At 73.0% G+C, this 19,379-nt stretch carries 13 protein-coding genes and 1 riboswitch; of the genes, 6 read left to right on the top strand and 7 right to left on the bottom strand.

The features are described from left to right. Positions 1-21: 21 nt before the first annotated feature. Positions 22-2,781, bottom strand: a complete 2,760-nt coding sequence (locus ACF059_RS08570; RefSeq protein ID WP_392053351.1) for a GNAT family N-acetyltransferase — start codon at positions 2,779-2,781, stop codon at positions 22-24. A gap of 183 nt (positions 2,782-2,964) precedes the next feature. Between ACF059_RS08570 and ACF059_RS08565 the strand changes: the two genes are divergently transcribed. After that, complete coding sequence (locus ACF059_RS08565) at positions 2,965-3,246, top strand: HPr family phosphocarrier protein (RefSeq protein ID WP_360892417.1); 282 nt, start codon at positions 2,965-2,967, stop codon at positions 3,244-3,246. 272 nt (positions 3,247-3,518) lie between these two features. On the opposite strand, the gene ACF059_RS08560 is transcribed toward ACF059_RS08565, so the two are convergent. The 4 genes from ACF059_RS08560 to ACF059_RS08545 all read right to left on the bottom strand — a co-directional run bounded on the left by ACF059_RS08560 (position 3,519) and on the right by ACF059_RS08545 (position 8,393). Further along, positions 3,519-4,196 carry a GntR family transcriptional regulator gene (locus ACF059_RS08560; RefSeq protein WP_361943042.1) on the bottom strand — a complete coding sequence of 226 codons (678 nt, stop codon included), beginning with the start codon at positions 4,194-4,196 and terminating at the stop codon, positions 3,519-3,521. Between the two features lie 195 nt (positions 4,197-4,391). Further along, on the bottom strand, positions 4,392-5,192 hold the full coding sequence (locus tag ACF059_RS08555) for a M23 family metallopeptidase (protein WP_392053348.1): 801 nt from the start codon (positions 5,190-5,192) through the stop codon (positions 4,392-4,394). A 12-nt stretch (positions 5,193-5,204) separates the two neighbouring features. Beyond that, positions 5,205-5,364, bottom strand: a riboswitch (cyclic di-AMP (ydaO/yuaA leader). Between the two features lie 261 nt (positions 5,365-5,625). Beyond that, positions 5,626-6,993, bottom strand: a complete 1,368-nt coding sequence (locus ACF059_RS08550) for a M16 family metallopeptidase (RefSeq protein WP_392056529.1) — start codon at positions 6,991-6,993, stop codon at positions 5,626-5,628. 20 nt (positions 6,994-7,013) lie between these two features. Further along, a complete protein-coding gene (locus tag ACF059_RS08545; protein WP_392056526.1) occupies positions 7,014-8,393 on the bottom strand; it encodes a M16 family metallopeptidase in 1,380 nt (459 codons plus the stop codon). A gap of 269 nt (positions 8,394-8,662) precedes the next feature. On the opposite strand from ACF059_RS08545, the gene ACF059_RS08540 reads away from it, so the two are divergent. Both ACF059_RS08540 and ACF059_RS08535 read left to right on the top strand, forming a co-directional pair. Next, the gene (locus tag ACF059_RS08540; protein ID WP_366868022.1) at positions 8,663-11,119 is read left to right on the top strand and encodes a DNA topoisomerase IV subunit A; all 2,457 of its coding nucleotides are present in this window, start codon (positions 8,663-8,665) and stop codon (positions 11,117-11,119) included. A 108-nt stretch (positions 11,120-11,227) separates the two neighbouring features. Next, positions 11,228-13,321: a restriction endonuclease gene (locus ACF059_RS08535; RefSeq protein ID WP_392053345.1), complete on the top strand. Its 2,094-nt coding sequence runs from the start codon at positions 11,228-11,230 to the stop codon at positions 13,319-13,321. Here the strand turns inward: ACF059_RS08535 and ACF059_RS08530 are convergent. Then, the gene (locus tag ACF059_RS08530) at positions 13,318-14,409 is read right to left on the bottom strand and encodes a CobW family GTP-binding protein (RefSeq protein WP_392053342.1); all 1,092 of its coding nucleotides are present in this window, start codon (positions 14,407-14,409) and stop codon (positions 13,318-13,320) included. The two genes, ACF059_RS08535 and ACF059_RS08530, sit on opposite strands and share 4 nt — an antisense overlap. 26 nt (positions 14,410-14,435) lie before the next feature. Next, a complete protein-coding gene (locus ACF059_RS08525) occupies positions 14,436-15,602 on the bottom strand; it encodes a citrate synthase (RefSeq protein ID WP_392053339.1) in 1,167 nt (388 codons plus the stop codon). A gap of 65 nt (positions 15,603-15,667) precedes the next feature. On the opposite strand from ACF059_RS08525, the gene ACF059_RS08520 reads away from it, so the two are divergent. The 3 genes from ACF059_RS08520 to ACF059_RS08510 all read left to right on the top strand — a co-directional run bounded on the left by ACF059_RS08520 (position 15,668) and on the right by ACF059_RS08510 (position 19,369). Further along, a complete protein-coding gene (locus ACF059_RS08520; protein WP_392053336.1) occupies positions 15,668-16,906 on the top strand; it encodes a citrate synthase in 1,239 nt (412 codons plus the stop codon). Between the two features lie 154 nt (positions 16,907-17,060). Continuing rightward, positions 17,061-18,662 (top strand): ATP-binding protein, encoded by a 1,602-nt coding sequence (locus tag ACF059_RS08515; protein WP_392053334.1) that lies wholly within the window; start codon positions 17,061-17,063, stop codon positions 18,660-18,662. Then, on the top strand, positions 18,659-19,369 hold the full coding sequence (locus ACF059_RS08510; protein ID WP_392053331.1) for a response regulator: 711 nt from the start codon (positions 18,659-18,661) through the stop codon (positions 19,367-19,369). Before ACF059_RS08515 ends, ACF059_RS08510 begins: the two co-directional genes overlap by 4 nt. Positions 19,370-19,379 lie beyond the last annotated feature (10 nt).

The raw sequence follows: 19,379 nt of genomic DNA, 5'->3' as shown, positions 1-19,379 counted from the left end.
GACGGCACCGCGTGAGCGGCCTCAGTAACTGGGCAGGGTGCGCGGGCCGAGGTCGCCCCGGGCGGGCGGGTGAGCGACGCGGACGGTGGCGCTGAGCACGGACAGCCCCTCGGTGGCGACCACGACGGGCTCCAGGGAGACGCCGATCACCTCGGGGTGGTCGTCCACGAGCCGGGACACCCGCAGGAGCAGCTCCTCCAGGGCGGCGGTGTCCACGGGGGCGCTGCCCCGCCAGCCGAAGAGGAGGGGTGCGGTCCGGATGGATCGGATCAGGCCCGCGGCGTCCCGGTCGGTCGCCGGGACGAGGCGGTGCGCGGTGTCGCCCAGCAGCTCGGAGGCGACGCCGGCGAGCCCGAAGGACAGGACGGCGCCGGCCGCCGGGTCGATGACGGAGCGCACGACGGTGTCGACGCCGCGCGGCACCATCGCCTGCACCACCGGCTGGAGCTCCGAGGGCTTGCCGAGCAGCGCGGTGAGGTCCTCGTACGAGCGCCTCAGCTCGGCCTCGTCCCTGAGGTCGAGCCGTACGCCGCCCAGGTCCGCGCGGTGGCGCAGGTGCGGAGCGGTGGTCTTCAGCGCCACCGGATAGCCCAGGATCCCGGCGGCGCGGACCGCCGCGTCGGGGCTCGGCGCGGGCAGGGCGGGCAGGACGCGGATCCCGTAGCGCCCGAGCAGCTCGCGCGCGTCCCACTCCGCCAGGGTCAGCACGGCCCCGCCGTCGACGTCGGCCAGCAGCCCGGCCAGCTGGGCGGCCGCCCCGGCCTCGTCTATGTCCTCGTACTCCGGGACGCGCCCGACCTCGGCGAGGGACCGCCGCCACTGCCCGTACCGCACGGCCTCGGCGAGGGCCCGTACGGCCCGCTCGGCGGCGGGGTAGCTGGGGATCCGGCCGGCCGTCGGGCCGTCCGCCGTGCCCGGGCCGTCCGGTGTGCGGGGACCGGGGGCCCAGGGGCCGCGCTCCGCGGACAGCGCGTCGACCAGCTCGCCGAGTTCCACATGGACGACGGCGACCGGCTTGCCCGGCACCTCGGCCACGGCCTCGCGCAGCGCGTCGGCCAGCTCGTCGGCCAGTGCCTGCTCGCTCACCCAGGGGATCGCCGTGACGACGACCGCGTCGCAGTCCTCGGAGGCCAGCGCCGAGACCAGCGCCGCCCGGAAGTCCTGCGGCGAGGCCGCCGTCGTCAGGTCCAGCGGCGCCAGCGGGCGCAGGCCCTGGGTCAGGCAGGCGTCGTAGGTGAGGACCCCGAGGGACTCGGAGTTGCCGAGGATCGCGATCCTCGGCCCGGCGGGCAGCGGCTGCGAGGCCAGCAGCAGACCGACGTCGACCAGCTCCGTCACCGTGTCGACCCGGATGACGCCGGCCTGCCGCAGCAGGTCGGAGACGGTGGCCTCGGGCAGTCTGGTGCCGGGGACGACGTGCCCGGCCGGGGTGTGGCGGCCGCCGCGGGCGACGACCACCGGCTTCTCGGCCGCGGTCCGGCGGGCGAGGCGGGTGAACTTCCGCGGATTGCCCAGGGTTTCGAGGTACATCAGGGCGACGTCGGTCGACTGGTCGTCGTACCAGTACTGGAGGATGTCGTTGCCGGAGACGTCGGCGCGGTTCCCGGCGGAGATGAAGGAGGACAGTCCCTCGCCGCGCCGGAGCAGCGCGGAGAGCAGGGCGATCCCGATCGCACCGGACTGCGTGAACAGCCCGATCCGGCCGCGCATCGGCATCGGGGCGGGAGTCAGCGAGGCGTTGAGCTCGACCTCCGGCGCGGTGTTGATCACCCCGTAGGCGTTCGGCCCGATCAGGCGCATGCCGTACGAGCGCACCTGGCGGACCAGTTCGCGCTGGCGGGCGAGGCCGGCGGGGCCGCTCTCCCCGTACCCGTCGGACAGGACGACGAGCCCCTGCACGCCGTGCTCCCCGCAGGAGGCGACCACGCCGGGGACCCGGTCGGCCGGAACCGCGATCACCGCGAGGTCGACGGGGGCGCCGATGGCCTCGATGGAGCGGTAGGCCCGAACGCCGTCCAGCAGGTCGCGCGTGACGGCCTCGTTGACGGCGTAGAGGTGGCCGTGGAAGCCGCTGTCGCGCAGGTTGCGCAGGGCGGCCGCGCCCACGCCCGCGCCGGAGCGGCTGACTCCGACGACGGCCACCGAGCCGGGGGTCAGCAGCCGTTGCACCGAGCGGGCCTCGGCGCGCTGTTCGCGGGCGCGCTGCACCGCGAGGGACTCGGCGGTGGGTTCGAGGTCGAGGGTGAGGTGGACGGAGCCGTCCTCGAAGCTGCGCTTCTGCTCGTAGCCGACGTCCGTGAACACCTTGATCATCTTGGTGTTGGCGGGCAGCACCTCGGCGGCGAAGCGGCGGATGCCGCGCTCCCGGGCCACCGCGCCGATGTGTTCGAGGAGCGCGGAGGCGACCCCGCGGCCCTGGTGGGCGTCCTGGACGAGGAAGGCGACCTCGGCCTCGTCGGCGGGCGCGGAGGCGGGCCGGCCGTCGGGGCCGATGCGGTCGTAGCGGACGGTGCCGATGAACTGCCCGCCGATGGTCGCGGCCAGGCCGACCCGGTCCACGTAGTCGTGGTGCGTGAAGCGGCGGACGTCGCGGTCGGAGAGGCGGGGGTAGGGGGCGAAGAAGCGGTAGTACTTCGACTCGTCCGAGACCTGCTCGTAGAAGCTGACCAGCCGGCCCGCGTCCTCGGTGGTGATGGGCCTGATCCGGGCGGTGCCGCCGTCGCGCAGGACGACGTCGGCTTCCCAGTGGGCCGGGTACGAGGGGTCCGACTCGATGGTCATGGGGCTACTTTACGGCCGGGACGGGCTGGGCGGTGCGTGCGCGGCGCATGAGGCGATACGGGGCAAACCGGTGCAAGCTGGGGAGGTCGAGCGACGGCGGATTCGGGCCGAGGGCCGGTCGGAGCATTCAGGGCGTCGTGAGAGACTGGTCTAGACAACCGTAAGAACCTGAAGGGCATCACCATGGCAGAGCGCCGCGTCAACGTCGGCTGGGCCGAGGGCCTGCACGCTCGTCCCGCCTCGATCTTCGTCCGTGCGACGACCGCTTCCGGCGTCCCGGTGACCATCGCGAAGAAGGGCGGCGACCCCGTCAACGCCGCTTCCATGCTGGCGGTTCTGGGCCTGGGCGCCCAGGGCGGCGAGGAGATCGTCCTCGCCTCGGAGGCCGAGGGTGCGGACGTCGCGCTCGACCGCCTCGCGAAGCTGGTCGCCGAGGGTCTCGAAGAGCTTCCCGAGACCGTCTGACCCTTCGGGTTCCACCCGAGCAGTACGCCGCGAAGCCGCGGGCCCCGGACGGCCGGGGGCCCGCGGCTTCGCCGTTGTGGCGCCCGGCCGGGGGGCGCGCGGAGCCCTGGAAACCCTCGGAAATCCAACCACGTAATTCAGCGCCGAAGAAAAAGAGCCCGGCGGACATCTCAGGCCCCTCCGCAGAAATGCGGCGCGCCGAATTCACCCCGTGCGCACCGCGCGATAAACGGGCGCGATGCCACGATGTCGTCCTTTGTATACGGCCCCTGTTAATGCCGCCCGCTCGACATGTTTACGGCAGGTTGCGAAGTGCTCACAGCCGGCCGGACCCGCCGCCGGTGCGCACCCGCCGCCCGGTCGGCGTGGAGCGCGGTCAGCGCCCGCGCCCGCTCCGCGTCCCCGCGGGCCACCGCGTCCACGATCGCACCGTGCTCCGCCCAGGACTCCACGGGCCGCAGGGGCGCCTCCACCACGTACATCCACGCGATCTTGTGCCGCATCTGGGTGAGCAGCGCGATCAGCCCGGGGCTGCCCGAGGACTGGGCGAGCGTCTCGTGGAACCAGCCGCCCAGGGACCTCAGGTCCTCTCCCTGGCCCCGCCTGGCCCGTTCCTGACCCAGTCTGACCAGCCCACGCAGCACCTTGAGGTGCGCCTCGGTGCGCCGCCGGGCCGCCCGGGCCGCCGCCAGGGGCTCCAGGAGCATCCGCAGCTCCAGCAGGTCGGCCGCCTCCTGCTCGGTCGGCTCGGCGACGCAGGCCCCCGCGTGGCGCCGCGTCGTCACGAACCCCTCGGACTCCAGGGTCCGCAGCGCCTCGCGGACCGGGACGCGCGAGACTCCGTACCGGCGGGCCAGCACCTCCTCGGTCAGCCGACTCCCCGGTTCGAAGACACCGGAGACGATGTCATCGCGGATTGCTGTGCATACTGCGTGCGCAGGAATACGCAAGACCGAACCTCCGCCTATTTCCGACTGCCAGCCTCAATGCGCGCACGTGCGCGTGCTGCGACTCTATTGCAACACACGATCATTTCCGAGAGCGGCCGGAAATACGAAACATTCACAGGGGGCGGATCCGGGCGGACACACGAAGACCCCGGCTCGGGGAGCCGGGGTCTTCGGTGAAAGGTGCGGGACGACGGATCAGAGATCGACGCCGTGCGAACGCATGTAGGCGATCGGGTCGATGTCCGAGCCGTACTGCGAGCCGGTGCGGGCCTCGAAGTGCAGGTGCGGGCCGCTGGAGTTGCCGGTGGAGCCCGACAGGCCGATCACCTGGCCGGCGGTGACCTGCTGGCCGACGGAGACGCTCAGCGAGTTCATGTGCCCGTACTGCGTGTAGGTGCCGTCGTTGTGCTTGATCACGACGTTGTTGCCGTACGCGCCGCCCCAGCCCGCCTCGACCACGACACCGACGCCCACCGCGTGGACCGAGGTGCCGGAGGAGGCGTGCAGGTCGATGCCGGTGTGGCTGCCGGAGGACCACATGCCGCCGCCCGCGTGGTACTGCGTGCTCACGTACGAGCCCTCGATCGGGGCGACGAAGGTGTTGAGGCGCTTGCGCTCCTCCTCGCGGGCCGCGCGCTCGGCGGCCTCGCGCTCGGCCTTCGCCTTGGCCTCGGCGAGGCGCTTGGCCTCGGCGGCCCGCTGCTTGGCGTCGGCCTCGGCCTGCGCCTTGGCGGCGGCGTGGTCGGCGGCGCGCTGCTGGGACGCGGCCTGGTCCGCGATGTCACCCGCGAGGTCCTCGGCGACGACGACGGCGCCCAGCCCGTTCTCCGGGGCGGAGCTGCTGTGGTTGTCCGCGGCGAAGGCCGGGGCGGCGAGGGAGCCGACGACGCCCGTGGTGGCGATCGCGGCGATGCCGGCGTAACCGGCGGTCTTACGGCTCAGGCGGCTGGATCCGCGGTGCTTGCCGGAACCAGCGGGACGACTGCCAAACGCCATGGAGGGTTGGATCCTTTCCTTCCTTCTCGCCTACCGGGTTAGCTGACGGGTTCGGAGCAGGAAGGTCTCCTACGGGCCTCCTCTGGCGAGGCGGCCCGATTCACCCCAGGGACACATGTGGGTCCCCGGCTCCCCAGGCTCGCGCCTGACGGGGACTCGGCGATCGCTGTCCGGTGCCGCGGGTGCGGCGGGCACAACTGACGGACAGCACGGACGACGCTAGGCGGATCATCAGTCAATCGCCAAACAGACGCGGCTTTTTGTTGCGTACGCCACACCACATAAAAGCAACCTCACCACCAAACGGACAAAAGGGCTCTGGCGGGATAAGTCCCGCCAGAGCCCCTCGCACCTGAGACACCGATCGCCCGATGAGGCGTCAGCCGACGGTCAGGTGGCCGTCGTCAGGTCGTCAGCCGCCGTCGTCAGGTCGTCAGTCGGTGACGACGGTGACCTCGCCGATCCCGAGTGCCCGTACCGGCTCCTCGATCTGCGCCGCGTCGCCCACCAGGATGGTGACCAGCCGGTCCGCCGGGAAGGCCTTCACGACCGCCGAAGTCGCCTCCACCGTGCCGGTTTCGGCCAGCTGTGCGTACAACTGGGCCTGGTAGTCGTCCGGCAGCTCCTGCTCCACCTGGTCGGCGAGCGTGCCGGCCACCGAGGCGGCCGTCTCGAACTTCAGCGGGGCCACGCCCACCAAGTTCTGCACGGCGACGTCCCGTTCGGCGTCGGTCAGACCGCCCTCCGCGAGGGTGCGCAGCACCGTCCAGAGGTCCTCCAGCGCCGGTCCGGTGTTCGGGGTGTCCACCGAGCCGCTGATGGCGAGCATCGAGGCGCCCTTGCCGTCGGCCGTGGAGCGCAGCACCTGGGCGAAGGCGCGCACGCCGTAGGTGTACCCCTTCTCCTCGCGCAGCACCGCGTCCAGGCGGGAGGTGAGGGTGCCGCCCAGGCAGTACGTACCGAGCACCTGCGCCGCCCAGACGCGGTCGTGCCGGTCCGGGCCGATGCGGCCGATCAGCAGCTGGGTCTGGACCGAGCCGGGCCGGTCCACGATGACCACCCTGCCGGTGTCGTCGGCGGTCACGGACGGCGCCGGGAGCGGTTCGGCGGTGCCGCCCGTCCAGCTGCCGAGGGTGTCCGCCAGGACGGCGTCGAGGTCGATGCCGGTCAGGTCGCCGACGACCACGGCCGTGGCGGTGGCGGGGCGTACGTGGGCCTCGTAGAAGGCGCGCACGGCCGCGGAGTCGATGCGGGCGACCGTCTCCTCGGTGCCCTGCCGCGGGCGGGACATCCGCAGGGACGCCGGGAAGAGCTCCTTGGAGAGCTGCTTGGCGGCGCGCCGCTGGGGGTTGGCCAGCTCGTGCGGGATCTCGTCGAGCCGGTTGCGCACCAGCCGGTCGATCTCGGCGTCGGCGAAGGCGGGGGCGGCGAGTGCCTCGGAGAGCAGGCCCAGCGCCTTGGGCAGCCGGGACGCCGGGACCTCCAGGGAGACCCGGATGCCCGGGTGGTCGGCGTGCGCGTCGAGGGTGGCGCCGCAGCGCTCCAGCTCGGCCGCGAACTCCTCGGCGGAGTGCTTGTCGGTGCCCTCGGAGAACGCGCGCGCCATGATGGTCGACACGCCGTCCAGGCCCTCGGGTTCGGCGTCCAGCGGGGCGGCGAGGTTGATCTCGACCGCGATCACCTGCTGGCCCGGCCGGTGGCAGGTCAGCAGGGTCAGCCCGTTGGACAGCACCGTGCGGTCCGGGGCCGGGAAGGCCCACGGCTGCGGTTCGCCGGCCTGCGGGCGCGGGTGGAAGGTCATCGTGACGGCTGCGGTCTCGCTCACTGCTCCGCCCCCTCGTTCTCGTCGCTCTCGCCGGACTGCGCGCCCTGGCCGGACTCGTCGTCCCCGTCGGTCTCCTCGGCCGCGATCGGCTCGTAGACGAGCACCGCGCGGTTGTCGGGGCGCAGCCGGGCCGCGGCCACGGCCTGGACCTCTTCGGCGGTGATGTCCAGGACGCGCTCCACGGCGGTCAGCGCCAGCCGCGGATCACCGAACAGCACCGCGAAGCGGCACAGTTGGTCGGCGCGGCTGGCCACCGTGCTGAGCCGGTCCAGCCACTCCCGCTCCAGCTGCGCCTGGGCGCGCTCCATCTCCTCGGCCGTCGGGCCCTCGGCGGCGAAGCGCGCGAGCTCCTCGTCGACGGCCGCCTCGATGGCGGCGACGTCGACCCCGCTGGAGGTCTTCACGTCGAGCCAGCCCAGCGAGGGCGCGCCGGCCAGGCGCATCATGCCGAACCCGGCCGCGACGGCCGTCTGGTCGCGGCGTACGAGGCGGTTGTGCAGCAGCGAGGACTCGCCGCCCCCCAGGATCGTCAGCGCCACGTCGGCGGCGTCGCACTCGCGGGTCCCGTCGTGCGGGAGCCGGTAGGCGGCCATCAGCGCGCGGGAGGGGACGTTCTCGACGACCTCCTCGCGCAGCTGCTCCCCGATGATCTCGGGCAGGGTGCCGTCGCGCGGCGGCTGCTTGCCGTCGTGCGCGGGGATCGTGCCGAAGTACTTCTCGACCCACGCGAGCGTCTGCTCGGGGTCGATGTCGCCGACGACCGACAGCACCGCGTTGTTGGGCGCGTAGTACGTACGGAAGAATTGGCGCGCGTCCTCCAGGGACGCGGCGTCCAGGTCCTCCATGGAGCCGATCGGCGTGTGGTGGTACGGGTGGCCCTCGGGGTACACCAGGGCGGTCAGCTTCTCGAAGGCCGTGCCGTACGGAACGTTGTCGTACCGCTGGCGGCGCTCGTTCTTGACCACGTTGCGCTGGTTCTCCATGGACTCTTCGTCCAGGGCGGTCAGCAGCGAGCCCATCCGGTCCGCCTCCAGCCAGAGGGCGAGCTCCAGCTGGTGGGTCGGCATCGTCTCGAAGTAGTTGGTGCGCTCGAAGCTGGTGGTGCCGTTGAGGGAACCGCCGGCTCCCTGGACCAGCTCGAAGTGCCCGGTGCCGGGTACGTTCGCCGACCCCTGGAACATAAGGTGCTCGAAGAGGTGAGCCAGGCCGGTACGGCCCTTGACTTCGTGGCGCGAGCCGACGTCGTACCAGAGGCAGACCGCGGCGACCGGGGTCAGGTGGTCCTCGGAGAGCACCACGCGCAGGCCGTTGGCCAGCCGGTGCTCGGTCGCTGTCAGGCCGCCGGAGCCGGCCTGGGCGGTGGCCGTGTGACCCATGGGCATGTGGTCCCTTCGATCGCGATGCAGAGATTTCTGTCAGACCTGCCACTGTATGCAAGCGCGTCGGCCGCCGGATAAGTTCCCGGGTCACACCCTGGGTCGGAGTCGGCGTTGTCGGTGCCTCGGGCCACAATGGTCCGCGTCGTACCCCCGCCGCACCCGCACGACCGCACGACCCGCACGCCCCTCACGACCCGTACGTCCGCACGACCAGACTCAGCCAGACACCCAGCACACCCCATCATTGGTTAAGGAGCCGCGCAGCGATGGCCCGCCGCAGCACGAAGACCCCGCCGCCGGAGGATTTCGAGGAGAAGATCCTCGACATCGACGTCGTCGACGAAATGCAGGGCTCCTTCCTCGAGTACGCGTACTCGGTGATCTACTCCCGTGCCCTGCCCGACGCCCGGGACGGCATGAAGCCGGTGCACCGCCGGATCGTGTACCAGATGAACGAGATGGGTCTGCGCCCCGACCGCGGCTACGTGAAGTGCGCCCGCGTCGTGGGCGAGGTCATGGGCAAGCTCCACCCGCACGGCGACGCGTCGATCTACGACGCCCTCGTGCGCATGGCCCAGCCCTTCTCGATGCGGCTGCCGCTGGTCGACGGCCACGGCAACTTCGGTTCGCTCGGCAACGACGACCCTCCGGCCGCGATGCGTTACACCGAGTGCAAGATGGCCGACGCCACGTCACTGATGACGGAGTCGATCGACGAGGACACCGTCGACTTCACCGCCAACTACGACGGCCAGGAGCGCGAGCCGGTCGCGCTGCCCGCCGCCTACCCGAACCTGCTGGTCAACGGCGCTTCGGGGATCGCGGTCGGCATGGCCACCAACATGCCCCCGCACAACCTCGGCGAGGTCATCGCGGCCGCCCGCCACCTGATCCGCCACCCCCAGGCGGACCTGGAGGCGCTGATGCGCTTCGTCCCGGGTCCCGACCTGCCCACGGGCGGCCGGATCGTCGGGCTCGCGGGCATCAAGGACGCCTACGAGAACGGCCGCGGCACCTTCAAGATCCGCGCGACCGTGGCCGTGGAGAACGTGACGGCGCGCCGCAAGGGCCTGGTCGTCACCGAACTGCCCTTCACGGTCGGCCCCGAGAAGGTCATCGCGAAGATCAAGGACCTGGTCGGCTCGAAGAAGCTCCAGGGCATCGCCGACGTCAAGGACCTCACCGACCGCTCGCACGGTCTGCGCCTGGTCATCGAGATCAAGAACGGCTTCCACCCCGAGGCCGTGCTGGAGCAGCTCTACAAGCTGACGCCGATGGAGGAGTCCTTCGGCATCAACAACGTGGCGCTGGTGGACGGGCAGCCGCTGACGCTGGGCCTCAAGGAGCTCCTGGAGGTCTACCTCGACCACCGCTTCGAGGTCGTCCGGCGGCGCAGCGAATTCCGCCGCACCAAGCGCCGCGACCGCCTCCATCTCGTCGAGGGCCTGCTGGTGGCGCTCATCGACATCGACGAGGTCATCCGGCTCATCCGCGACAGCGAGAACTCCGCGCAGGCCAAGGCGCGGCTCATGGAGCGGTTCTCGCTCAGCGAGATCCAGACCCAGTACATCCTGGACACCCCGCTGCGCCGGCTCACCAAGTTCGACCGCCTGGAGCTGGAGTCCGAGCGCGACCGGCTGACCGGCGAGATCGACGAGCTGACCGGGATCCTGGACTCCGACACCGAGCTGCGCAAGCTGGTCTCCACGGAGCTGGCGGCGGTCGCGAAGAAGTTCGGCACCGAGCGGCGCACGGTCCTGCTGGAGTCGGCGGGCACGGCGGTCGGCGCGGTTCCGCTGGAGGTCGCCGACGACCCGTGCCGGGTGCTGCTGTCCTCGACGGGCCTCCTGGCCCGCACCGTCACGGGCGAACCGCTGCCGGAGGCGGAGGGCGGCGCCCGCGCCAAGCACGACCTGATCGTCTCGCAGGTCGCCGCGACGGCCCGGGCCGAGGTCGGCGCGGTCACCTCGTACGGGCGGCTGCTGCGGCTGTCGGTGATCGACCTGCCGCAGCTGCCGGACACCCACGCCGCCCCGAACCTGGCCGGCGGCGCCCCGGTCTCGGAGTTCCTCTCGGGGCTGGAGGCGGACGAGAAGGTGATCTGCCTGCTCTCGCTGGACGAGTCCTCGCAGGGACTGGCGCTGGGCACCGAGCAGGGCGTGGTCAAGCGCGTCGTGCCCGACTACCCGGCCAACAAGGACGAGCTGGAGGTCATCACCCTCAAGGACGGTGACCGGATCGTGGGCGCGGTCGAGCTGCGCACGGGCGAGGAGGACCTGGTCTTCATCACCGACGACGCCCAGCTCCTGCGCTACCCGGCGAGCCAGGTCCGTCCGCAGGGCCGCCCGGCGGGCGGTATGGCGGGCATCAAGCTCGCCGACAACGCGAAGGTGATCCACTTCTCGGCCGTGGACCCGGGCCGGGACGCCATGGTGTTCACGGTGGCGGGCTCGCACGGGACCCTGGACGACTCGGTGCTGTCCGGGAAGCTGACCCCCTTCGACCAGTACCCGCGCAAGGGCCGGGCCACCGGCGGTGTGCGCTGCCAGCGGTTCCTGAAGGGCGAGGACGTGCTGGTCCTGGCCTGGGCGGGCGGCTCCCCCGTCCGCGCGGCCACGGCCAACGGCGCTCCGGCCGAGCTGCCGGCGGTCGACCCGCGCCGCGACGGCTCGGGCACGGCGCTCCCGTCGAGCGTGGCGGCGCTGGCGGGGCCCGCCCTGTAGGACGACCTCACCGTTCGGGTGGTACGCCCAAGGGGGGACGTACCACCCGAACGGCGACTAGTGTTTTCCCCCTTGGCACTGGTGGGTGGGGCGGGGAGAACAGAGCTGATGAGCCGTCGATCGAGCAGCGGACTGATCGGGACCTGGGCGGAGGCACAGCGCCGGCAGCAGCGCACGCAGCTGATCCAGCAGCGCGAGGCCGAGCGCAGGCAGCGGGCGTACGAACGGGACGTGGCCCGGGGGCAGCGCGAGCAGCAGGCGGCCTACAGACAGCACCGCGATGCGCAGGCGCGGCGGGCGACCGAGCGGCTCGAAGCCGAGGTGGCCGCCCTGCAGGGCCTGTTGGCCGCGGGCTGCCGGGCGCCAGCGTTCCGGATGGCCGCCCTGGTCCGGCCCGAGCAGCTGGAGCCCTTCAACCCGGGCACCCTGGCGCACCCGGTTCCGATGCCGCAGCTGCACCAGTTCCAGCAGCAGAGCGCGGGCTGGACGCTCGGCTCGAACCGGCGGGCGCAGGCCGAGCGCGAGGCCCACGCCCGGTACACCCAGGCCTGGCAGGCGGCGCACGCCGCGGAGACCCAGCGCCAGCAGCAGCTGGCGGCGTACCGGCAGCAGTACGACCGGTGGGCGGCGGAGCAGCTCGCCCAGATCCGCGGGCACAACAGCGGGCTCACCGAGCTGGCGGGGGCGCTGCGCGCCGGTGACGCGGAGGCCGCGGTGGAGTACTTCTCGGCGGCCCTGTACGCCTCGGCGGCGTGGCCGGAGGAGCTGCCCAGGCAGGTGTCGGCCGCCTACGACCCGGCGCGGCGCCAGCTGGTGCTGGACTGGGAACTGCCCCGCTACGAGGTGGTCCCGCAGGCCAAGTCCGTGCGCTACGTGCCGAGTACGGACCAGGACAAGGAGACGGCCCGCCCGGCCACGCAGCGGCGTGCGGTCTACCGCGACCTGTTGGCGCAGTGCGTGCTGCTGGTGGTGCGCGACCTGTACGCGGCGGACGAGTTCGGCGCGCTGGAGTCGGTCGTGGTCAACGGCTTCGTGGACGCCCACGATCCGGTGACCGGGCAGGAGGCGCAGCTCGTGCTCGCCTCGGTGTCGGCGGACCGGTCCGCGTTCGTGGGGCTGCGGCTGGAGCAGGTGAGCGCGGTGGACTGCCTGGTGGAGGGGCTGGGCGGGCAGCTCTCGGCACGGCCCGACCAGCTCGCCGCCGTACGCCCCGGGCGCAGGCCGCACGAGGTCGGCGGCGAGGTCGTCCGCCACGGCGGGCACGCGGGCGACGGCGAGGAGGAGCCGGACCTCTTCGCCATGGACCCCATCGCCTTCGAGAACCTGGTGGCGGAGCTCTTCCGGGCGATGGGCATGGAGGCGGTGACCACCCAGCGGTCGGGCGACGGCGGGGTGGACATCGAGGCGAACGACCCGTCCCCGATCACGGGCGGGCGGATCGTGGTACAGGTCAAGCGCTACCGCAACACCGTGTCGCCCACGGCGGTACGGGACTTGTACGGCACGGTCCAGGACAAGGGGGCGAACAAGGGGGTGCTGGTCACCACCGCGTCCTTCGGCCCGGGGTCGTACACCTTCTCCAACGGCAAGCCGCTGGAGTTGGTTCCCGGGGACAGGCTCGTGGAGCTCCTGCACCAGTACGGGCTGCGGGGCCGCCTGGGCGGCGCCGTCGCGAGCCTCCCGGCGCAGCGGGACTCCGAGCCGGCCGCCCCTTCCGCCGACCACAACGTCCTCGGCATGTCCTGGTCGGGCTCGGTCGCCCTGGACGTGTGCGCCCTGGTCTGCGCGGGCAGCCGGGTGCTGAGCGAGGACCACTTCGTCTTCTTCAACAACCCGCGCACACCGGACGGTTCGGTACGGGCCCGCGCGCACGCGGCGCCCGACAAGGCAGCGCTCGAAGTCTCCTTCGACGCGCTGCCCGCGCAGGCCGACCGGCTGGTCCTCGCGGCCGCGATCGACCCGGAGGTCAATCCGCACGCCGACCTGGCCGGCTTCACCGACGCCCGGATCCGGCTCCTCGATCCGGAGGGCGCGGAGGCCGGGCAGCTGGAGGTCTCCGACGGGCGGGCCGGGGAGACCGCGCTGGTGCTGGGCTCGTTCAGGCGCCGGGCCAACGGCGACTGGGACTTCGTGATCGGCGGCAAGGGCTACCGGGGCGGCCTGGAGGACCTGCTGCGCGAGTACGGCGTCGACGTCGCCTAGAAGCCGTCGGCCGCGTGGGAGTCGGCCTCGGAGGTGTCAGCCCCCGGCTCCGCCGGCTGCGCGACGTACCGCAGGACTCCCCACATGCTCTCGGGGCGCGCCTCCTGCGGCGCTTCCTCGCGGCAGGCCTCCAGCTCGCACAGCAGCCCCGCGCCGTCGGTGCCCGCGCCGATCATGACCAGTTGGGTCCGGCGCACCTCTCCCCGGCCCCACGGCTGCGGGGCGAAGCGCAGGAAGCGGCCGACCGCGTGGACCTCGTACTTCTCCTCGTGGCCGGGGACCCCGAACCACACGAAGCCCTTGACCCGGTAGAGCCCGGCCGGGCGCCGGTCGAGGAAGTCGATGAACCGGCGCGGGGACAGGGCCTGTTCGGCGGTGAACTCCGTGCTCTCGTAGGCGGCGTGCGCGTGGGTGCAGTGGTCGTGGCCGTCGGCCTGCGCCAGCAGGTCCTCGAAGGAGAGCTGGCCCCGGGTCTCGGTCCAGGGCCTGCGGTCGAAGAGCAGTTCCGGGTCGATGCGTCCGTGGTCGGCGGCCACGACCGGGGTGCCCGGGGCGCAGAGCGCGGCGAGTTCCCTCTCGATCCGGGCCCGTTCGCGGGCGTCCACCCGGTCGATCTTGTTGAGCACGACCAGGTCCGCGACCGCGAGGTGGCGGTCGGTCTCCGGGTGCTTGGCCCTGGTCGTGTCGAATTCGGCCGCGTCCACGACCTCCACCATCCCGCCGTACCGGACGGCGGGGTTCTCACTGGCCATGAGCATCCGGATCATCTCCTGCGGCTCGGCCAGCCCGCTCGCCTCGATGACGATCACGTCGATGCGGTGGACGGGAGCGGACAGCTTCTCCAGGTACGCGTCCAGCTCGCTGCCGTCGACGGCGCAGCACAGGCAGCCGCCGCCGAGGGAGACCATGGAGTCCCCCAGCTGGCCGGCCACCGACATGGCGTCGACCTCGATCGATCCGAAGTCGTTGACGACGACCCCGATCCGGGTGCCCCCGCGGCCTGCGAGGAGGTGGTTCAGCACGGTGGTCTTGCCGGATCCGAGGAAACCGGCGAGGACGACGACGGGGATGGGCTGCCTGCTGTTCACCCGGCCGATGGTAGTCAGGCGGCGTGTCAGCCGAGCGGCGGCACCGGCTGGGGCGGGGTGGGACCGGTGTACCGGGCGGCCGGACGGATGATCTTCGGGTCGGCGGCCTGTTCGAGGATGTTCGCGCTCCAGCCGACCACGCGGGCCGCGCAGAAGGTCGGGGTGAACATCTCGCGCGGCAGCCCGCACAGCTCCATGACCACGCCCGCGTAGAACTCCACGTTGGTGTGCAGTTCGCGACCCGGCTTGAGCTCGGCGAGTATCTCCTCGACCTGGCTCTCGACCTCGACGGCGAAGCCCACGAGGGGGCCGCCGAACTGGCGGGCGATGTCACGCAGCATGCGGGAGCGGGGGTCCTCGGTGCGGTAGACGGGGTGGCCGAAGCCCATGATCCGGTCGCCCGCCAGGACCCGCTCGCGGATCCAGGGCCCGATCCGGTCGGCGGTGCCGATGGCGTCGAGGGTGTCCAGGGCCCGGCTCGGGGCGCCGCCGTGCAGCGGGCCGGAGAGCGCGCCGATGGCCCCGGTCAGACAGGCCGCGATGTCGGCGCCGGTGGAGGCGATCACGCGGGCGGTGAAGGTCGAGGCGTTGAAACCGTGGTCGATCGTGGAGATCAGGTACCGCTCGACCGCGCGGGCCTTGACCGGGTCGGGCTCCTGACCGGTCAGCATGTAGAGGTAGTTGGCGGCGTACGGGAGGTCGTCGCGCGGATCCACCGGCTCCAGGCCCCGGCCCAGCCGGTACAGGGCGGTCAGCAGGGTCGGTACGGCGGCGCAGGCGGCCAGCGCGTCGGCGGCCCGGCGGCCGGGGTCGAGGTCGTACACGGGCCGGAAGCCGGCCGCGGCCCCGAGGAGCGACAGCGCGGTGCGCAGCCCGGCGAGCGGGCCGGAGGGCGAGCCGGCCCGGGCCAGTCCCGGCAGGGCGGCGCGCACCTCCTCGGGCAGCCGGCGCAGCGGGGCGGTCTCGGCGGCGAACGCGGCCCGCTCGGCACGGTCCGCGGGCAGGGCGCCGCGGAACATCAGGTGCCAGACGTCCTCGAAGCTGCGGCCGGCGGCGAGTTCGACGGCCGAGTACTGGCGGTAGTGGTAGAAGCCCTGGCGGCCTCGGACGTCGCCCAGCTCGGTTTCGGTGACCACGACTCCCGCGAGACCGCGGGGTACTTCTACGGCGGTGTTCATGCATCGACCATCCATGATGGATTGAATCCTTGTCAATGTTGATTGAATCAATACGACTCTCCATCTGTAGGGTGGGCGTCATGAGCGACGAGAGGGACGGCGGGCGCAGGCTCAGCACGCAGGAGGCGGCCCGGCTGCTCGGGGTGAAACCGGCGACGGTGTACGCCTACGTCAGCCGCGGCCAGCTCACCAGCCGCCGTGATCCGGCCGGGCGGGGCAGCAGCTTCGACGCGGCCGAGGTGGAGGAGCTGGCCCGGCGCAGCCGCCGCGAGGCGGCCGCCCCCGCCGGGGACCTCTCCGTGCGCACCGGCCTCACGCTCATCGAATCCGACCGGTACTACTTCCGGGGCGTCGACGCCGTGGCCCTGGCCTCGCGCTACCGCTTCGAGGAGATCGCCGAGTGGCTCTGGACGGGGGCGCTCACCCGCGGTGCGCGGTTCACCGCTCCCCCGGAGCCCCTGGCGGCGGCCCGCCGGGCGGTGGCCGCACTGCCGGAGCACGGCGGCCCCCTCGACCGGCTGCGCGTGGCGGTCGCCGCCGCCGCGGTCGCCGACCCGCTGCGCTTCGACCTGTCCGAGGAGGCCGTGCTCGGGTCCGCGCGCTCGCTGATCCCGACTCTGGTCGGCGCGCTGCCGGTGCGGGGCAGCGCCCAGTGGGCGGGCGACGGCCGGATCGCCCGGGAGCTGTGGCCGCGACTGACGGCACGGGAGCCGGACCCGGACGCACTGGCCGTGCTGGACCTCGCGCTGGCGCTGCTCGTCGACCACGACCTGGCGGCCTCGACCCTGGCCGTACGGGTGGCGGCCTCCGCGCGGGCCCATCCGTACGCGGCGGTGTCGGCCGGGCTCGGCGCGCTCGAAGGGCCGCTGCACGGCGCGGCCGGGCGGCTCGCGCACCGGATGCTGGTGGAGGTGCTGGACCAGGGCGGGGCCGCGCCCGTGGTGGCGGAGTACCTGCGGGCGGGGCGCCGGGTCCCCGGCCTCGGCCACCGGCTGTACCAGGGCGAGGACCCGCGCGCGGCGGCGCTCTTCGCCCGGCTGGAGGGGCTGGAGCAGGCCGGTCCGGCGCTGGACGCGGCGCGCGGTGTGGCCGCGGTGATGGCGCGGCAGGGCCGCGGGCTGCACCCGAACGTGGACCTGGCGCTGGCCGTGCTGACGGTGTCGTGCGGGATGGCGGCCGAGGCCGGGGAGACGGTCTTCGCGGTGGCCCGGACGGCGGGCTGGATCGCCCACGCCCTGGAGGAGTACCAGGAGCGGCCGCTGCGGATGCGGCCGAGCGGGCAGTACCACGGGCCTCGCCCGCCCCAGCCAATGCCCTGACGGGGTCCGGGCGCCCCACAGGGCGGCCCGGTGGCCGTGCGGGCCAGCACCTTCACCAGCACTTCCACGGGCACCGGAGCAGCGAGCGCTGCGGTCTGGAGATTCCGCTCCCGCGCCGACCGGCCTAACGTAGCTCCCCATGCGGTTCCCCCTCATGAGCGCTCGGCGCCTCGGGCTGCCCAGACGGGCCGTCTCCCAGATCCTGCTGACCCAGCTGGCCATCGCCGCCGGGGTCCTCCTCCTGGCGACCGGCCTGTTCCTGGCGCCGCTCAGCGCCCAGCTCGACGACCAGGCCATGCGCCGCGCCCTGGCCATCGCGCAGAGCGCCGCGGCCGACCCCTCCCTGGCCGCGGACCTGCTGGACTCCGGGACCTCGCCGGACAACCCGGTACAGGCCTCGGCCGAGCGGATCCGCCGCGCCACCGGCGCCGAGTACGTGGTCGTCCTCGACCTCGACGGCATCCGCCGCTCGCACCCCAGCTCCGACCGGATCGGGCTGCCCGTCTCGACCGACCCGAGCGAGGTCCTGGCGGGCCGCGAGGTCATGGAGATCGACGAGGGGACCCTGGGCCGGTCCGCGCGCGGCAAGGTTCCGCTCCTGTCGGCCGACGGCGAGATCATCGGGGCCGTCTCCGTCGGCATCGCCTACGACAGCGTCCGCGACCGGCTGCTCGGCGCCATCCCCGGCCTGCTCGCCTACGCGGGCGGCGCCCTCGCGGCGGGCGCCCTCGCCGCGTGGCTGCTCTCGCGCAGGATCCAGCGCCAGACCCGGGACCTGGCCTTCTCCGACATCGCCGGCCTCCTCGCCGAGCGCGAGGCGATGCTCCACTCGATCCGCGAAGGCGTCATCGCCCTCGCCCCGGACGGCCGGGTCCGGCTGGTCAACGACGAAGCCGCCCGGCTCCTGGGCCTCACCCCGGACTCCACCGCCACCTTCGCCGGCCGCCCGCTGGACGAGGTGCTCCCTGCCGGCCGCACCGCCGACGTCCTCTCGGGCCGCGTCACCGGCCGGGACCTGCTCACCGTGCAGGGCCCCCGGGTCCTGGTGGCCAACCGCATGCCCACCGAGGACGGCGGCGCCGTCGCCACCCTGCGCGACCGCACCGAACTGGAACGCCTGGGCCGCGAGCTCGACTCCACCCGGGGGCTGATCGAGGCCCTGCGCGCCCAGGACCACGAGCACGCCAACCGCCTCCACACCCTCCTCGGCCTGCTGGAACTGGGCCTGCACGAGGAGGCGGTGGAGTTCGTGACGGAGGTCGCCGGGGTGCACCGCACGACCGCCGAGCAGGTGACGGAGAAGGTCCACGACCCCCTGCTCGCCGCCCTTCTGGTGGGCAAGGCGACCGTGGCGGCCGAACGGGGCGTCCCCCTGCGGCTGGCCGCGACCTCCCTCCTCCCCGACCGCCTGGTGGACCCCGGCGGCCTCGTCACGATCCTCGGCAACCTGGTGGACAACGCCCTGGACGCCGCCGCCGGTTCGACGGCGCCCCTGGTCGAGGTGGAACTGCGCGCCGAAGGCCGTACCGCCGTGCTGCACGTGCGCGACAGCGGCCCCGGGGTCCCGGCCGCGCGGCGCGAGGAGATCTTCACGGAGGGCTGGTCGACCAAGCAGCCCCGGGCCCACCGCGAGCGCGGGCTCGGCCTCGCCCTCGTACGCCGCCTCGCGGAGCGGCAGGGCGGCAGCGCCCGGGCCTGTGAAGCAGCGGACGGAGGGGCGGAATTCTCCGTCGTACTCCCGGAGGCCCTGCGATGAACGAGACCCCGAGCAGAGTTCACGCCGTCCTCGTCGTCGACGACGACATGCGTGTTGCCCGGATCAACGCAGCGTACGTGGCGAAGGTTCCCGGTTTCCGGGTGACGGGGCAGGCGCATTCGGCGGCCGAGGCCCTGGAGTTCCTCAGCACGCATCCGGTGGAGCTGGTCCTCCTGGACCACTACCTGCCCGACGAGAACGGCCTGGACCTCGTCCGGCGCCTGCGCCAGCTGGGCCACCGCACCGACGTGATCATGGTGACCGCCGCCCGCGACCTCGCCACCGTGCAGGTCGCCATGCGCCTGGGCGCCCTCCAGTACCTGGTCAAGCCCTTCACGTTCGCGGGACTGCGCACCCGGCTGGAGGCGTACGGAGCCCTGCGCCGCACCCTGGACACGGGCGGCGAGGCCGAACAGGCCGAGGTCGACCGGATCTTCGGCACCCTCTCCGCCGCGGGGTCCGCGAACGAGCTGCCCAAGGGCCACTCCCCCACCACGGCGGAGCTGGTCCGTCAGGTCCTGCGCTGCGCCGACGGCCCCCTGTCCACCCAGCAGATCGCCGACCGCGCCGGCATCAGCCGTCAGACCGCCCAGCGCTACCTGAAGCTCCTGGAGCGCACCGGCCGCGTCACCCTGGCCCTGCGCTACGGCGAGACCGGCCGCCCGGAGCACCGCTACACCTGGCTCCCCTCCGAGGGGCCGGTCTGATCCACCGGCG

It is taken from the genome of Streptomyces sp. NPDC016562 (assembly GCF_043076955.1).
Taxonomy (GTDB): Bacteria; Actinomycetota; Actinomycetes; order Streptomycetales; family Streptomycetaceae; genus Streptomyces.
Note: the sequence above shows the minus strand (reverse complement) of the source record. Positions and strands in the feature narration are given on the sequence as shown.

Coding starts and splice junctions, on each gene's coding strand:
- ACF059_RS08570 (WP_392053351.1), bottom strand. CDS start 2,781: ATGACCATCGAGTCGGACCCCTCGTACCCGGCCCACTGGGAAGCCGAC.
- ACF059_RS08565 (WP_360892417.1), top strand. CDS start 2,965: ATGGCAGAGCGCCGCGTCAACGTCGGCTGGGCCGAGGGCCTGCACGCT.
- ACF059_RS08555 (WP_392053348.1), bottom strand. CDS start 5,192: ATGGCGTTTGGCAGTCGTCCCGCTGGTTCCGGCAAGCACCGCGGATCC.
- ACF059_RS08550 (WP_392056529.1), bottom strand. CDS start 6,993: ATGACCTTCCACCCGCGCCCGCAGGCCGGCGAACCGCAGCCGTGGGCC.
- ACF059_RS08545 (WP_392056526.1), bottom strand. CDS start 8,393: ATGGGTCACACGGCCACCGCCCAGGCCGGCTCCGGCGGCCTGACAGCG.
- ACF059_RS08540 (WP_366868022.1), top strand. CDS start 8,663: ATGGCCCGCCGCAGCACGAAGACCCCGCCGCCGGAGGATTTCGAGGAG.
- ACF059_RS08535 (WP_392053345.1), top strand. CDS start 11,228: ATGAGCCGTCGATCGAGCAGCGGACTGATCGGGACCTGGGCGGAGGCA.
- ACF059_RS08525 (WP_392053339.1), bottom strand. CDS start 15,602: ATGGATGGTCGATGCATGAACACCGCCGTAGAAGTACCCCGCGGTCTC.
- ACF059_RS08520 (WP_392053336.1), top strand. CDS start 15,668: ATGAGCGACGAGAGGGACGGCGGGCGCAGGCTCAGCACGCAGGAGGCG.
- ACF059_RS08515 (WP_392053334.1), top strand. CDS start 17,061: ATGAGCGCTCGGCGCCTCGGGCTGCCCAGACGGGCCGTCTCCCAGATC.
- ACF059_RS08510 (WP_392053331.1), top strand. CDS start 18,659: ATGAACGAGACCCCGAGCAGAGTTCACGCCGTCCTCGTCGTCGACGAC.